Below are 16,246 nucleotides of genomic sequence, written 5' to 3'. Positions count from 1 at the left end.
TTAGAGCTCAATGTAAACTGCTACTTTTAGCCCAGAAAAATATAGCTTATTATTATGGATATTGGGCTAACGCCACAGCCTACGGCAAGAGTTAAGATTGAGGTACAGTTATAGCTTAGAACACTGTTGTAGCTTAAAACGCTTTGTATGGCTAAGAATACAAAGCTTATCCATCACAACTACACTTGCTTGACTGGAATACGCAACTCTTTTGGCAAGCTAAAGGTAACATTTTCTTCGATACCTTTTAGCTCATCTGGCATAGCACCACCCCATTCTTGAAGCTGTTCAAGCACTTCTTGAATTAGGATCTCTGGTGCTGATGCTCCCGCAGTCACCCCGACTGCCTCTACACCTTCAAACCAATCTTGTTGCATCTCACCAGCATTGTCAATTAGATAAGCACGGCAGTTCATACGTTCTGCGAGTTCACGCAGACGGTTCGAGTTTGACGAGTTGGGTGAGCCCACGACCAGCACTACTTCACAACGCTCTGCCAAATCTTTTACTGCATCTTGACGGTTTTGGGTAGCATAGCAAATATCGTCTTTGCGTGGCCCTTGAATGTTTGGAAAACGCTGACGCAAGGCATCAATGACCACAGCGGTATCATCCATAGACAAGGTTGTTTGGGTCACAAAGGCTAAGCGGTCTGGATCATTGACCTCAAGTCTTGCCACATCGGCTTCATTTTCTACCAGATGAATTTCACCGCCATACTGCTTACTAAAGCGTCCCATGGTACCCTCCACTTCTGGATGACCTTGGTGACCAATTAATACTGCGTCCATATTTTCACGAGCAAACTTGGATACTTCGATATGCACCTTGGTTACTAGTGGGCAGGTCGCATCAAATACGGTTAAGTCGCGGCGATCTGCCTCATCTTCTACTGCTTTGGATACTCCATGCGCAGAAAATATCACAATTGAACCATCAGGAACTTCATCGAGCTCCTCCACAAATACTGCCCCTCTATTGGCTAGATCTGAAACCACAAACTTATTGTGCACCACTTCATGACGCACATAAATAGGCGGTTCAAAACGCAATAAAGCTTCATTAACAATAGCAATGGCACGGTCAACACCCGCACAAAATCCACGCGGATTGGCAAGATAAATTTGCATAACAGTTCTTCACAATAGATAATCAGGGAATTAAAATATGGCTAATGGCACCATTTGGTTGTGCGACTACTATAACATATCCGCTAAAATAGCAGGAAAAACCACTGCTATTTTGCAACAATAATCACTTATTTTTCACATTCTTTTTTATTTTATTACTCTTTATCTTTATTACTACTTATGTTTATTATTACTAAGAGACGTTATTTATGAAAGGTTCACTTTTTATTGTTACTGCTGCCTCAGGTACTGGCAAAACTTCACTGGTGAAGCAACTCATCGCTACCACCAACGACTTGGCAGTAAGCATCTCGCATACTACCCGTGAGCCACGTCCTGGTGAAATTGATGGTCAACACTATCACTTTACCAAAAGGTCTAAATTTATCGAAGGCATTGCATCTGGTGAGTTTTTAGAGCATGCACAAGTATTTGATAACTACTACGGCACCTCAAAACAAAGTGTCAATCAGCAACTAAACTCAGGTATTGATGTGATCTTAGAAATTGACTGGCAAGGCGCTTTACAAGTTAAAGAACAGTATGATGATGTGACCATGATTTTTATTCTACCTCCAAGCAAAGCCACCTTACGTCAACGCCTATCTTCACGTGGACAAGACTCGCAAGAGGTTATTGAAAAGCGCTTGGCTGGTGCTGTCACTGAAATGAAACAGTATGTACACTTTGATTATGTAGTCATTAATGATCAGTTTGAAGCCGCTTTAAGCGAATTAAAAGCCATTATTGTCGCCAAGCGTCAAACTACTGAGCGCCAACAATCCCGTTACAGCGAGACCATTGCTGACCTGATTAAAGATTAATTTTATAAAAGTCCACCACTTATTAACTAAAATTTGATATAATGGACGATTAACATTCATATGAACACCTATCACCAAGCTGTGATAAACAAGAGGACGTTATGGCACGTGTAACCGTAGAAGACTGCTTACATGCAGTAGATAATCGCTTTGAGCTGGTATTGGTTGCCAGCAAGCGCGCCCAACAGCTAGCCAAGGGCATCGCTGAGCCATTGGTTGATGTGGACAATGACAAACCCACTGTATTAGCGTTACGTGAAATTGCCTCTGGCCTAGTTACCAAAGATATTCTAGACCAGCCAGACCATCACTTTGCGACCAACTCATTAGACTTGGTTTTAAGCAGTGGTCAAGGATTCTAATTTAAGCACCATGCTTATTAGATTTAGAGCTAATATGCTCATTTAATAGCTATATTCTAGCTGCAGCACAAATGACTAATTATTCATTGAGTGCTATCTGCAGCAAAACCACGATATGCTTTTAGCCTGTCGTGGTTTTTTTATAGCCTAGGGGCTGTATAGATCTTTTTTTTAAAGGTAAATATCCCCATATAATATAATAGCTTTAACTATTTTTTCTGTTGTAAATGACATTTTTAAATAATATTGTTTTTTTAAATTGATTAGATATTTTTTAATGGATTAAATATTGTTAAGCTATAAGTTGTTAGCCTAATAAGGCTAATAGACTATATTAAGAAATAGAACCATATAGAAATAGAACCATAGTCACTCTTGTATATTTATTACTTATATGACTATAACTGTTGCCTAGCTGAAGGATGATTAAACATGACAGTCCCTAATACACGCTCCATGCCCATCACTCAGGCTAGCACTCACTCATCAGATTCATCAGACTCTAAAACAGATATGTTAAATAGTTTAAATACTAAAATTGATTTAAATACTGATATTGATGGCAACGTCATTAATAATATTGCCCGTGATGACAACGTAATAGATACCTCCATTAGCTCAGATGTTGCTTTACCTGACTCAACTGAAGATGACCTATATCACCAACAAAGTCGTTACTTGCAACATCTACCAAAACTTAGTCACCATTTAGTCGATGAAGCACAGCGCAATTTGATGCGTGCGGTCGCTTACCTGAACGATACTGAAAAGCAAGATGTGCTTGATGCTTGCGCCTTTGGTGATAAAGCACATATTAAAGACAGGCGCAAATCTGGTGAGCCTTATATTACCCATCCTATTGCGGTGGCAGAGATTTTGGCTGGTTTTAGACTAGATCGAGACACCATCATAGCTGCCATCTTGCATGATACAGTAGAAGATACAGAGGTCACCTCTGAAGAGATCCGTGAGCGCTATGGTGCTAATGTTGCCCGTTTGGTCGATGGCGTAACCAAACTAAAGTCTTCCAGTCATAATAAACAGCAAAACAAAGCGGCTACTTTCCATAAGATTATGACCGCCACCTTGGATGATCCTCGTGTATTGATTATTAAGCTGGCTGATCGCTTACACAATATGTCAACTTTGGGTGCTGTTCGCCCTGAAAAACAACGTTCTACGGCTACCGAGACTTTACAGTTTTATGTGCCATTTGCACGTTTGATGGGGCTTAATGACATTGCAGATTATATCGAAATCTTATGTTATCGTAACCTAGATCCTGTCATGTACACCAAAATGGCTGATAAGCTGCTACAACATGGGCTAGGACGTAAATATCAAAAAGAGTCTATTGAGCAATATCTTAACTATGTCCTCTATAAGCATGCAATTACAGGTCATGTGCGTGTAATTGATAATCAGGTTGTTATGTATCGCCAATTTTTCCGTAACCGAGGAGAAATGGAGGACTTATTACGCCACTATGCCTTTGAAATTGTTACCAATACCATTGAGGACTGTGACTCCCTGTCGCAATACTTAATCAAAAAATATCGAATCCCAGCAAGCTTGATCGAAGACAATATCCGTCATCCCTTGCCAGGTGGTAACCAATCGCTGACGCTTACCTATATCCGTGATAATGATACTATCAAGGTAACCTTGCTTACTCGCAAAATGCAAGCAGCTTCACGCTTAGGCGTGATTGGTGCTGAGCAAGCCTCCGACCTAAGTCGTTCTGTGATTAAAGCATCACTGCGCAATATGAAAGAGCTGATTGACATCAAGCATGAAGATGAAGATGAAGATCATCAACACACAGATCAAGTGGATGACGATTATGATGAGATTGTAGAAACAATTGATGATCTTATAGCTTATTTAAACAGCCGTAAAATTGTGTGTTACAGTCCAAAAGGTCGTGCCTATGAACTGCCAAGAGGTGCAACGGCATTAGACTTTGCGTATGCAGTAGGACCGAAGGTTGGTAACATTGCAACTGGTGCCAAAATTAATGATGAGAATGCAAAGCTTGGCTCTATCTTACAAGCAGGACAAACCGTAGAGATCGAAGTAGATAAAGACGCAAAACCCAAAGCAGAATGGCTAGGGATTGTGGTTACTAGTAAAGCCCAGCGCACCTTAAAGCGTTGGTTTAGTAACTTATCTATTGAAGAACAACAACAACATGGTAAACAGGCACTAGACAGAGCCTTACAAACTTATGATAAATCACTTGCCGATGTCACTGATTCTGATTGGGAAGACTTATTACAATGGCAAAATGCAAGCAGTAAAGAAGATCTATATCGAAGCATGAGTGCTGGTGCACTATTGCCACAACTGGTGGTATCTCGCCTATTTAGTGATGATGTAACCAAGCTACACCATGAAGCACACGAAACTGGCTTTGATCGCCCCAACCAATTACTCTCCAATGCCAACGGTGTGGAAGTACACTTTGCTGGTTGCTGTCGCCCTATCTTTGGAGATCCCATTATCGGTCACTTAACCAAGCACGGTTTGGTACTACATCGCCATCGTTGTTATTCTATTATTAATAAATATGCCGAAAAACCGTATGAACTTGTGCAGCTTAATTGGTATAGTGAAGAAGAGGTTGAAAAACACATTAAGCACCCAAGTGAGCGTCCTCATTTTACCGCCTATTTAAAAATTAACTTAGCCTTAAATGATGAACAAGTCTCGCATGTGCTATATACTCTACGACAACTGAGTATTGGTATCGAAAAGGTAGATATTCGCTCAGACTCGACTATAATTCATGTCATTGTTCGTAGCCGTAGCCATGTATTAGAGGGTATTGAGGCACTGCGTCCGCATGTTGGTTTTGGTAGTATCAGACGCCTTTACCGCTTATAACAATACTTAAATGTAATAACAATACCCAAATGTAATTTTACACAAAGGAATTTATTATGACTCGTCAAACCATTCATACAGACAAAGCACCTGCCGCTGTTGGCGCTTACTCACAAGCAGTAAAAATCCCATCTGCTGGTGGTAGCCTCGTTTATATCTCAGGTCAGCTTGGTTTTGATCCAGAAACGATGCAATTGGCAGAGGGTTTTAAAGCACAAGCTGCAAAGGTGATGGATAATATCGAAGCCATTTGTGAAGCTGCTGGTGGTAAGCTTAGCGATGTGGTCAAGTTTAATGTGTCCTTGACTGATCTCAATGACTTTGCGGCATTAAACGACATCTTCGCCGAGCGTTTAGAAGAGCCTTTTCCTGCACGTGCAGCTGTACAAGTCGCTGCGCTACCTAAAGGCGGAGTGGTAGAGATTGAATCTATCTTATTTATTGAAGACTAATTTCTTAAAAGACTGATTTAATTGAAGGCTAATTTGAACGATTAGACTCTCAAGATTCAAACAAGCGTCATTCTCACTTTTTTTAGTATCTGTTTAAATCTTAAAACAGTCCTCTATTGAAAGTTGAGAGTGACCTGTATTGTTTTAATTTTGGATAAATATATTCGATACATGGTTTTCGTAGGGAGTACCACCCAAAATGCTTGTTCGAGTTGCCCTACCAGTTCCCTTATATCGTGAGTTCGACTACCTGCCTCCTGGCACCATCGCCTCTGAATTAACAACTACTGCTGCAACACCCTCGGCCACTCCGTCATCTAATTTAGCCGCCACAACACCAGATTTACTTGCCAGCCTTAACTTACCTGCCATAGGTAGCCGAGTGCAGGTCTCATTTGGTCGTCAAAGATTAATCGGTATTGTTGTTGATCATATTGAGCTTAGCCAAAGTGAGATACCAGCCAGCAAGCTCAAGCATATTCAAGCCGTACTGGATCAAGATCCCATTTTAAATGAGAAAATGCTGGCACTGGCACACTGGCTGGCGCGTTATTACCACTATCCTTTAGGTGATGTACTGTCGGTGATGCTACCAACCTTAATTCGACAAGGTAAGCCATTAGACCTACTGGTCACCCACTGGCGTATTTTGCCACAGGTCACCGATGCCGATATTCCAGCCAATGCGCACAAACAAAAACAGCAATTTGCGATGCTACAATTGCATGGTCATAAAGGTGCCAGCGAAGATACCTTGCTGCTACAAGGCGTGCAGCGTCCTTTTTTAAAACGGCTACAACAAAAAGGCTTAATTGAAAGCTATGTGGAGTGTAAACCTGACCCTGCGCCAGTCTCATTAGCAAAAATGCCACTGCAACTCAATGAACAACAAGCGCAGGCCGTTACTGCCATTACCGAGAGCCTAGATGCCAAAAAATACACCGGGTTTTTGCTCAATGGCGTCACTGGCAGCGGCAAAACCGAAGTTTATTTACAGGCCATGCAGCCGGTATTGGAGGCAGGCAAACAAGTGCTGGTATTGGTACCTGAAATTGGGCTAACCCCGCAAACTAGAGCCCGATTTGCCGAGCGCTTTGCCGCCCATATTTTGCTGCTACATTCTAATTTAAACAATACCCAGCGGATGCATGGCTGGGAAGATTGCCGACAAGGGCGTGCGCAAATTATTATCGGAACCCGATCTTCTGTTCTGTATCCTTTTGCAAATTTAGGCTTAATTGTGGTCGATGAGTCACATGATCAGTCTTATAAGCAACAAGATACGTTGCGCTATCATGCAGCGGATGTGGCCTTGTATCGTGGCTATCAGTCAGGCATTCCTGTGATACTTGGTACAGCAACCCCGTCACTTGAGCATTTAAAACTGGTAGAAGACGGCAAGCTGACTGAGCTGAATCTAACCCAGCGCGCTGGCGTTGCCACTGTTGCACAGATGCATCTGGTTGATGCTCGTGACACACCGACCGCTTATAGCAATTTGCCCATAAAGCATGCTGAGGGTAAGCAAACCGATGGCGCTACTCAGTCTCAAAACGCCCAATCTCAAAGCGCCCAACCCCAAGGCAATCAGTCTCAAGCATCTCAATTTGAAAATACTCAACTTCAAAGCAGTGGATCCAACCAAAATTCTAGCCAAAATCAAGCCAATACCACCACAACGCAGCCTTCTTTATTACCCAATCTGCACAGTACCCAAAATACGGGACTAACTGATGCCACCATTCAAGCCATTCGCCGTACATTAGAAGCTGGTGAACAAGTGCTGGTATTTTTAAATCGTCGTGGCTATGCACCTATTTTATTATGTGATTCCTGTGGATGGCAGGCCAACTGTGTACGCTGTGAAGCACATATGACAGTGCATCACAGTCAACTCAATAGCCGCCAACCCAGCTATCTAAAATGCCATCATTGTGACTGGCAAGCAGACATTCCAACCGCGTGTCCTGAATGTGGTAGCGTTAACTTAAATGCGGTAGGCATGGGAACCACACGCTTAACCGAAAGCTTGCATGCGCTGTTTTCTAACCCTCAAACCAGCAAAAGAACCTACCCCATCATTCAAATAGATAGAGATACGACCCGGCGCAAAGACAGCTGGGAAAACATTTATCGACGCATACAAAGCGGCAACCCTGCCATCTTGGTCGGCACCCAAATGGTTGCCAAAGGCCATCACTTTCCTGATGTGACCTTGGTGTGCTTACCCAATGCAGATCGGGGGTTTTTATCTCCAGATTTTCGCTCACCTGAACATACAGCGCAACTTATTGTACAAGTGGCGGGACGTGCTGGTCGTGGTAGCAAGCCTGGCACAGTATTAATACAAACCCTACAACCTGAAAATCCTTTATTGCAGAAACTGGTACGTGATGGTTATTATCCCTTTGCTCTTGAATTGTTAAAAGAGCGCAAAATGCTTGGACTTCCTCCTTATACTCATGCCGCCTTAGTTCGCTGCGAGGGCAAGACATTGGAGCGAGCCACTCAAGCGTTAAAAGACGCACAAGCCATCTTGCCAGCACATGATCTCGCTATTCTAGGGCCTATCGATGCGCCAATGAAGATGAAGAACAACCGTTATCACAGTCAGCTGTTATTATTGGCTAAGCAACGTCCACAGCTACATCAGGTCCTGAGAGGATGGTGGCCGCAAGTATTACAATTACCATCAGCGAAATATTTAAAGTTAACATTAGATATAGATCCTATCGGCTGGTAACTAGGGCGTAGCTTCATTTTGAAAATAGTGATAACAATAAGATAAGCCGCAGTCAGACGAAGAAAATAACGCAGATAATATCATGATATTAATCTGTTATTTGACGCTGTATGATGAGATTTAGCTATGTTTAGCCCATTTTAATGTCATTGCACGAAATGCAAACACGCCCTAAAACTTATTGGGAGGTATAGAGAGTTTATGTCCGCTAATCACTCACATCAAGATCACACAGCAGATCCACTCATAGAGCATGATCCGCCTCACTTTCATGACGATCCAGAAATTAGAGATCTAAGTAAAGAAAAACGTCTCTTGTTAATATCTTTTTTATTAATTACATTCTTTATGTTAGTTGAGGCTATCGGTGGCTTACTCACCCATAGCTTGGCCTTGCTCTCGGATGCCGGTCATATGCTCTCAGATGCAGCTGCCTTAGGCGCAACCTTATTGGCATTTAAGATCGGTGAAAAGCAAGCCAGTGACGAAAAAACCTTTGGCTACAAACGCTTCGAAATCTTAGTCGCTGGTGCTAATGGCGCGACTTTAATTATTATTTCGGTAATGATTGTCTGGGAAGCCATAGATCGCTTTACCTCACCACCTGAGGTCGCATCTCATGGGATGTTAATCATCGCCACGATAGGGTTAATTGTCAACTTAGTGGTGGCGTGGCTACTTCATAGTGGTAGCAATCACCATCATCACGATGATCCCTTATCCGATGAAAAAAACCTCAATATGCACAGTGCCTATCTGCATGTATTGGGTGATCTGCTAGGCTCGGTTGCTGCCATCGTTGCGGCATTAGCTATGATTTGGATGGACTGGTGGTGGGCTGATCCAGTAGCCTCCATCATTGTAGCAGTTTTAATCTTAGTTAGTGGCTATCGTGTGGTTAAAGCCTCAGCTCATATTTTAATGGAAGGAACTCCTGAAGAGATATCTTTATCAGAAGTAGAGCAAACTATTTTGGGTCATAAAGACATTATTGCGGTGCACGATTTACACGTTTGGAGTATTACCAGTGGCTTGCACGCCTTATCGTGTCACGTGGTGGTCGATAGTGACATGCGCATTTTGGAAGCCAGTGAATTGATTCATAGCCTAGAATTAAGCTTGGAAAAGCTGGGTATTAGCCATACCACCATACAGGTGGAATCTGTTGAGCACCCCCACAACCGACTTGAAGCCATTGTCTGCTCATTAGAAGATGCGAAGCGAGGCAATCACTCACATGGGCATCACCATCATCACTAGCTTTAAATGTTTTACAAAATTAGGAGCGGTTTATAGTTGATACGTGACTACTACTAATAGCTAAAATCATCTCAGACTGAGTAAAAATCTAAGTTGGTTAAGGTCAATACCTTACAGATTATTAAAATCATCTGAGAAAATCTTAGCAGTAGCTTAAAGATAGAAGATACGATGATTTATGTTAAATCATTAGCGCAGCGTGTTTAACGGAACTTTTAAATAGCGCACTCCGTTACTCTCTGGTTCAGGCATCTTGCCTGCTCGAATATTTACTTGTACCGAAGGGATGATCAGTCTTGGCATATCCAAAGTGGCATCACGCTGCGTGCGCATCTTCACAAACTCCGCCTCACTGATTCCTTGTTTCACATGAATATTATGCCGCTTCTGATCAGCCACTGTCGTGATGGCAGAGTGTGTGCGCCCTTCAGGTGGATAGTCATGGCACAGATATATCTGCGTATTATCTGGCAACGATAAAATCTTTTGAATAGAGTGATACATCTGATGTGCATCACCACCAGGAAAGTCACATCTGGCAGTACCCACATCGGGGGCAAATAAAGTGTCGCCAACAAAAATAGCTAACGGTATGTCACTGTTATCTCTATTATCTATACCTGTATCTGACGCTGTCTGCCTTGCAATATAAGCCATATCTGCTGGTGTATGCCCTGGTACATGCATGACTGTCAGTTCAATATCGCCTAACATAAACTGCGAGCCGTCTTCGGTCAGCATATCAAATTGACTGGCATCTGTCTTAAAGCTCATATCCAGATTAAACACATCTTTGAACATTTTTTGAACTTGCATGATGTGCTTACCTATCACCAACTCACCACCCAAAGCGTGTTTTAGATACTGGGCAGCAGACAGGTGATCTGCGTGGGCATGGGTCTCAATAATATACCTCACCGTTAAATCTTGATGACGTACAAAGTCAACCACCTCATCAGCTGAATCTGTTGCCGTATGTCCAGACTTAAAGTCATAGTCCAGAACAGGATCTATAATGGCACAAAGCTGGTTATCAGTATCTGTTAGTACATGGGTGTAGGTCTCGGTATCTTGATGCAAAAAAGAGGTTACTTGCATGGCACACATAGCCTATTGCTCCTTTTATTCATTATTCATTATTAATATATTTTGTTCTTATATTATTATATAAAAAAATATAGTGATACCCCAATCTCAACATAAATAGCTGACAACATTAATAACTGATTTATTAGCTGTCTCTTTAGCTTATTTATTGCAATATATTAAAACAGAGGGCAAGTCCCCCTTTCTCAAAGGGGGATTTTTTGATGCCCGTTGAGAATCCATCCCCAGCCCTGAGAAGCGTTAAGAAAAGCTCTGGGGGAGCTTTTTAGCTTCGCAAGAGCCAAGCTGTGCTTGGCTAAAGAAAAGGAAGGGAGTCAAATCCCGCATAAGCCACCGACTGTATTTTAAGTTGAGATTGGCGCATAGTAACATTATTATTCGCAACACTATTTATTATGAGTTTATTATTAGTGGTAAAAAATACCAGTAATAAAAAGTTAGCCATAAAAAAGCTGGCACACGGCCAGCTTTTCTTTCATTTAACGCTTTGTTTAACGCTTTGTTTAACGCTTTGTTTAACGCTTTGTTTAACGCTTTGTTTAACGCTTTGTTTAATGCTTAGTTTAATGCTTAGTTTAACGCTTATTCACTTCATAATTTTTGACCAAACGGGTCAACTAGAACAACACACGCACTCGAATTGTCTCTTTAATATCTCTTAGCTTATCCAGCGCTTCTTTTGAGTTACGGTTGTCTACATCCATCACTAAGTAACCCACTTCACCTTCAGTCATTAAGCTTTGCGCTAAAATGTTAATACCAGCTGAAGCAAATGAGTTATTAATTTGCGACAACACGCCTGGTACGTTTTTGTGAATGTGTAATAGACGGTGTGAGCCTTCTTTTACAGGGATGCTGACTTCAGGGAAGTTCACCGATGTTGTGGTATCACCCGCATCTGAGTACTTCACAAATTTCTCAGCCACTTCTAGACCAATGTTAGCTTGTGCTTCTTGGGTTGAGCCACCAATATGTGGGGTCAAGATAACATTGTCAAACTTACGCAGGGGCGACTCAAATTCTTCATCTGCAGATTTTGGCTCTTTTGGAAACACATCTACCGCAGCACCTAACAGCTTACCAGATTCAAGTGCCGCAGCTAAATCATCAATCTCAACACAAGTGCCACGTGCAGCATTGATAAAATAACTACCTTCTTTCATCTGATCAAATTGCTCTTTTTTCATCATATAACGGGTACTTGGCACATCTGGCACGTGTAAAGTGACGATGTCAGACTGTTGTAGCAACTCTTCAAGGCTACCTACTTGTACCGCATTACCTAAAGGCAGTTTGGTGACGACATCATGGTAAATGACCTTCATACCTAAGCCTTCTGCCAACACAGACAGCTGCGAGCCGATTGAACCATAGCCGACGATACCCATCACTTTACCACGGACTTCGTGTGAGTTTTTCGCAGATTTACCCCAGCCGCCACGATGAACGACCGCATTTTTTTCAGGGATTCCACGGTACAGCATGATAGCTTCAGCCAATACCAGCTCAGCCACTGAACGGGTGTTTGAGTAAGGTGCGTTAAATACAGGAATACCAAATTCACGAGCGGCTTCTAAGTCAACTTGGTTGGTACCAATACAAAAACAGCCAATCGCAATCAGTTTTTCTGCTTTTTCAAGCACGTCACGGGTTAACTGGGTGCGTGAACGAATACCAATAAAGTGCGCATCTTTAATTTTTTCGACCAGATCATCTGGATCTAGCGCATGAGACAAATACTCAATATTGGTATAACCTGCGGCATTTAATACTTTTAGCGCATTGTCATGCACGCCTTCTAGTAATAAAAAACGAATCTTATCTTTTCCAAGCGATAACGCCATATCTATGCCCTTTTTAAGACTTATTTATTTAATAAAATTACAAACCTACCTGCGCCGACTGCTATCTTATACTTGCAGCATAAGATAGCAGGATGCTGGCTTTCGCATGTCAGCAATTCACTGACAAAATGCTAGCTTAAAGGATATGCGCAAAAATTAACAGACAGTTTAACATTTTGTAATACTGCCCTTTAGCCTCAGTATTACTAAGACATACCTTCCAAACCACCATGCTTAGACCCAAACCACCATGCTTAGACCGCATTATCAAAGGTATCGTAATACGACTATCTTATAACAAATTAAATGGTTTTGGCACAATAAATTGTGAATAAGCGCATGTCCATTATGACTATACGTCAATTATGGCTATAATAGATGGATATATAATAAAAAATGAGCTACCGCTATTTTTAATTAATATAAATTAGCCTAGCTTAGACTGGCTGCATTATCTGTTACCATCGTACTGTGATGGCCATCACCACTTATTTTGTTATTTATCTGGTTTTTTATTAGAGGCTTCCATGACTGCATCAAACGCAACTCCCAACACCACCCCAGCACATGAATTGGCTCATGGCGCACATCAAGCCGATATAAACACCCCACAGCTTGCATCTGTCGCTACTAAGCCAGCTCAACTAAACGCTTTATTACAAACGCTAAGTGAGCAACACGGCTTTGATGACAGCCAAATTAAGACAGATGACGACAGCTTGCAATATTGGGGAGCAGACTGGACCAAACACTTTGCACCAGCACCTTCTGCTATTGTGTTTCCTAAATCTACCGAGCAAGTTCAAGCGATTGTCCAACTTGCCAACCAACACAATATAGTGGTGACCCCAAGTGGCGGACGCACCGGTTTGTCTGCTGGTGCTGTCGCCAGTAATGGTGAAATCGTGGTGAGCTTGGATAAAATGAACAAAATCGGTGAGTTTTTCCCTGCCGACAGACTGGTTGAGATTGAGGCTGGTGTCATCACCGAACAGCTACAACAATTTGCTGAGGACAAAGGCTTATATTATCCAGTTGATTTTGCCTCAGCTGGCTCAAGCCAAATTGGTGGTAACATCGGTACCAATGCTGGCGGTATTAAAGTGATTCGCTACGGTATGACTCGCAACTGGGTGCTAGGTCTGACCGTAGTCACTGGTAAAGGTGATATCCTCGAGCTAAATCGTGGCATGATTAAAAACGCTACTGGCTACGACTTACGCCAACTATTTATTGGCGCTGAGGGCACGCTTGGTATCGTCACCAAAGCCCAGATCAAGCTTGATCGTCCACCACAAGATTTAACCGTCATGGTATTTGGCATGGAAGAGTTTGAGCATGTGATGAATGTACTGTCTGCTTTCCAGTCTCAGCTTGATTTGACCGCTTTTGAATTCTTTGATGAAGTCGCTATTGAGAAGCTGATGGCCACCGGTCATGTGCAAGAGCCATTTGAAACCCGTACTAAATACTATGCCCTACTTGAGCTTGAAGCCCCTTATGAGCCTATCATGGACAAGGCGATGGCTATATTTGAACAGTGTATGGAAAGCGGCTGGCTTGTCGATGGTGTCATGAGCCAAAACTTAGCACAAGCCGCTGAGCTGTGGAAGCTGCGTGAGTATATTTCAGAGACCATCTCTGTCTTTACCCCATACAAAAATGATGTGTCAGTGCTTATTAGCTATGTCCCTGATTTTATTAAAGACATCGAACAAGTGGTTACCACCAATTATCCAGACTTTGAAATCTGCTGGTTTGGTCACATCGGTGATGGCAACTTACATCTTAATATCTTAAAGCCTGACAACTTAAGCAAAGATGAGTTCTTTGAAAAATGCCAAAGCGTTAACGACCTGGTTTTCCAAACCGTACAAAAATACGGCGGTTCGGTCTCAGCAGAACACGGTGTCGGTATGACCAAAAAGCCCTACCTAGCTTATAGCCGTAGCGAGACTGAGATTGAATATTTAAAACAGATTAAGCAGGTATTTGATCCGAACGGCATCATGAACCGTGGCAAAATCTTTGATCTTTAGGGCGTTGGCTTACACGTAAAACTTGGCTTATACGTAAAACTTGGCTTACATGTAAAAACTAGTATACAAGCAATAGACGGAGATGATAGCCAAAATACTGAGCAGTCCTTGAACGAAAATAAACACCTGATGCGGCCCCAAGACGTGTCGCATCAGATTGCCAATGGCATTGAGCTGGATGCCATTGGTACGCGCGTGTGCTGGTGAAGTTAGCTGTCGCACGGTTACTAAAAAGCGTTCCGTATACTCAATACTCCAGTCATAAGGACGCAGCGGTATAAACTCTGCTAGGCTAATTGCTTGTTTTTTGGTATCTGGTGACCAAAGCCAGCGTTCTAAAAACAATAAGCGCACACCCCAGTTAGAAAACAAGCGTTCTTTTATGGGCTTAATCAACAATATCTTGGTAGTGTTATGACGCTTATCATCAAATAGACTCTGCAAAACTGGCAGCAAATCCATTTTTTCACCTTCAACACATTGTAAAAAGCAGCCGTTGCCATAGCAAAGTGTCCCTGTAATACCATGCACCTTATTATAATGACGGGCATCATGTTGAATGGCTTCAAAAACTTTGGATTGAAGGCGATTGGTGAGGCTTAAACTACTGACATACACGATGCGAACCAATGTAAGTTCGTCAATTTGGTCAAGCAGGGCTGTGGTTTGTTGCTCATATAATGGCATAAAAAAATCCTTTTATGCAGTGTAGCCAACCAGCTTAAACATCATCAGCGTGTCACTTGATTCTGATGTTACGGCTGCTTGACTGTTCGTCTTGTCTGCCAAGTTTCTGACCTGTTTAGTGCTTAGTTTATTGCCTATTTTCTAATCTATCCTATTACCTACTTTCCCACCCTCTATTTTTATTTCTAATTCTATTTCTACTCGACTTAGATGATTCTTAATACTATTAACTGGTACAATGTCAAAGTAAGCGTTTAATTGAGCGTAATAAATCACAATTAGTCGCTAAGCTAAGGTTTTGTTTTTGATAGAAAAATGGGTGATTCTGTACATTACGACATGAGCATGAACAGTTTAAGGAAGAATAAATTACTTTTTTTTGCAAGTAACAAATACATTACTATTCATAAAGTATACAATAATTTACATCAATTAAGTGACTTTGAACACAATAATTCCAATTAAATTGTAAGCGACACCATATTATTTTAGAAAAACTAAAATTAATAACAATAAAAACTTCTTTAAAATTTATGCAACTAAATTATTTTTTAATGATTCCTCTTTGAGCTTTGCCTGTTTTTTACTTTTAAACTTCAGTATGGAGTGATTGACGTACTTGGCAATATTATTATACCAAACCCAATAATTAAAGTTGAGCCCAAGCACGAGTGGTTAAAGTGCGAATTCTTTGTGGCTGTTTGAGCAGATTATTCCAAGCCAAACAAGCGGCATCAACAATAGCTTCATAGCTTTCATAACAGCGATTAGATAACTCATTTTGCTTCAGGTACTGCCATACGTTCTCAGAGGGGTTAAGCTCAGGTGAATACGGTGGTAATTTAAGCATAGTGACATTCCCCTGATTCAAGCTTGGTTGATGCCATAATGCACCGTCCATTACCACCACCG

12 protein-coding genes are annotated in these 16,246 nt (G+C 41.8%); 7 read left to right on the top strand and 5 right to left on the bottom strand.

What is annotated here, in order from left to right; translation table 11 throughout:
* Positions 1-179 precede the first annotated feature (179 nt).
* A complete protein-coding gene (ispH, locus tag H140_RS0106790; RefSeq protein ID WP_019672911.1) occupies positions 180-1,130 on the bottom strand; it encodes a 4-hydroxy-3-methylbut-2-enyl diphosphate reductase in 951 nt (316 codons plus the stop codon).
* A gap of 209 nt (positions 1,131-1,339) precedes the next feature.
* On the opposite strand from ispH, the gene gmk reads away from it, so the two are divergent.
* The 6 genes from gmk to H140_RS0106760 all read left to right on the top strand — a co-directional run bounded on the left by gmk (position 1,340) and on the right by H140_RS0106760 (position 9,657).
* Complete coding sequence (gene gmk, locus H140_RS0106785) at positions 1,340-1,954, top strand: guanylate kinase (protein ID WP_019672910.1); 615 nt, start codon at positions 1,340-1,342, stop codon at positions 1,952-1,954.
* A 101-nt stretch (positions 1,955-2,055) separates the two neighbouring features.
* Positions 2,056-2,316, top strand: a complete 261-nt coding sequence (gene rpoZ, locus H140_RS0106780) for a DNA-directed RNA polymerase subunit omega (RefSeq protein ID WP_019672909.1) — start codon at positions 2,056-2,058, stop codon at positions 2,314-2,316.
* Between the two features lie 735 nt (positions 2,317-3,051).
* Entirely contained in the window at positions 3,052-5,202 is a 2,151-nt protein-coding gene (locus H140_RS0106775; RefSeq protein WP_051086873.1) for a RelA/SpoT family protein, read from the top strand.
* Positions 5,203-5,258: 56 nt separating this feature from the next.
* On the top strand, positions 5,259-5,654 hold the full coding sequence (locus H140_RS0106770; RefSeq protein ID WP_019672907.1) for a Rid family detoxifying hydrolase: 396 nt from the start codon (positions 5,259-5,261) through the stop codon (positions 5,652-5,654).
* Positions 5,655-5,853: 199 nt separating this feature from the next.
* Positions 5,854-8,397 carry a replication restart helicase PriA gene (gene priA, locus H140_RS0106765; protein ID WP_019672906.1) on the top strand — a complete coding sequence of 848 codons (2,544 nt, stop codon included), beginning with the start codon at positions 5,854-5,856 and terminating at the stop codon, positions 8,395-8,397.
* A 201-nt stretch (positions 8,398-8,598) separates the two neighbouring features.
* On the top strand, positions 8,599-9,657 hold the full coding sequence (locus H140_RS0106760) for a cation diffusion facilitator family transporter (protein WP_019672905.1): 1,059 nt from the start codon (positions 8,599-8,601) through the stop codon (positions 9,655-9,657).
* 189 nt (positions 9,658-9,846) lie between these two features.
* On the opposite strand, the gene H140_RS0106755 is transcribed toward H140_RS0106760, so the two are convergent.
* Both H140_RS0106755 and serA read right to left on the bottom strand, forming a co-directional pair.
* Positions 9,847-10,755 carry an MBL fold metallo-hydrolase gene (locus H140_RS0106755; protein ID WP_026348908.1) on the bottom strand — a complete coding sequence of 303 codons (909 nt, stop codon included), beginning with the start codon at positions 10,753-10,755 and terminating at the stop codon, positions 9,847-9,849.
* A gap of 626 nt (positions 10,756-11,381) precedes the next feature.
* On the bottom strand, positions 11,382-12,614 hold the full coding sequence (serA, locus tag H140_RS0106750) for a phosphoglycerate dehydrogenase (protein ID WP_228127158.1): 1,233 nt from the start codon (positions 12,612-12,614) through the stop codon (positions 11,382-11,384).
* A 521-nt stretch (positions 12,615-13,135) separates the two neighbouring features.
* Between serA and H140_RS0106745 the strand changes: the two genes are divergently transcribed.
* On the top strand, positions 13,136-14,647 hold the full coding sequence (locus H140_RS0106745) for an FAD-binding oxidoreductase (RefSeq protein ID WP_019672902.1): 1,512 nt from the start codon (positions 13,136-13,138) through the stop codon (positions 14,645-14,647).
* Positions 14,648-14,692: 45 nt separating this feature from the next.
* Here H140_RS0106745 and H140_RS0106740 read toward each other — a convergent pair whose 3' ends face one another.
* Together H140_RS0106740 and H140_RS0106735 are read right to left on the bottom strand one after the other, a co-directional pair.
* Positions 14,693-15,334 carry a BLUF domain-containing protein gene (locus tag H140_RS0106740; RefSeq protein WP_019672901.1) on the bottom strand — a complete coding sequence of 214 codons (642 nt, stop codon included), beginning with the start codon at positions 15,332-15,334 and terminating at the stop codon, positions 14,693-14,695.
* Positions 15,335-15,983: 649 nt separating this feature from the next.
* Positions 15,984-16,246, bottom strand: a 263-nt coding sequence (locus tag H140_RS0106735; RefSeq protein ID WP_019672900.1) for a transposase, incomplete at its 5' end; no start/stop codon positions are given.

The sequence above is a fragment of the Psychrobacter lutiphocae DSM 21542 genome, from assembly GCF_000382145.1.
Lineage (GTDB): Bacteria > Pseudomonadota > Gammaproteobacteria > Pseudomonadales > Moraxellaceae > Psychrobacter > Psychrobacter lutiphocae.
This window is presented reverse-complemented; position numbering and strand designations above follow the sequence as displayed.

Coding starts and splice junctions, on each gene's coding strand:
- ispH (WP_019672911.1), bottom strand. CDS start 1,130: ATGCAAATTTATCTTGCCAATCCGCGTGGATTTTGTGCGGGTGTTGAC.
- gmk (WP_019672910.1), top strand. CDS start 1,340: ATGAAAGGTTCACTTTTTATTGTTACTGCTGCCTCAGGTACTGGCAAA.
- rpoZ (WP_019672909.1), top strand. CDS start 2,056: ATGGCACGTGTAACCGTAGAAGACTGCTTACATGCAGTAGATAATCGC.
- H140_RS0106775 (WP_051086873.1), top strand. CDS start 3,052: ATGCGTGCGGTCGCTTACCTGAACGATACTGAAAAGCAAGATGTGCTT.
- H140_RS0106770 (WP_019672907.1), top strand. CDS start 5,259: ATGACTCGTCAAACCATTCATACAGACAAAGCACCTGCCGCTGTTGGC.
- priA (WP_019672906.1), top strand. CDS start 5,854: ATGCTTGTTCGAGTTGCCCTACCAGTTCCCTTATATCGTGAGTTCGAC.
- H140_RS0106760 (WP_019672905.1), top strand. CDS start 8,599: ATGTCCGCTAATCACTCACATCAAGATCACACAGCAGATCCACTCATA.
- H140_RS0106755 (WP_026348908.1), bottom strand. CDS start 10,755: ATGCAAGTAACCTCTTTTTTGCATCAAGATACCGAGACCTACACCCAT.
- H140_RS0106745 (WP_019672902.1), top strand. CDS start 13,136: ATGACTGCATCAAACGCAACTCCCAACACCACCCCAGCACATGAATTG.
- H140_RS0106740 (WP_019672901.1), bottom strand. CDS start 15,334: ATGCCATTATATGAGCAACAAACCACAGCCCTGCTTGACCAAATTGAC.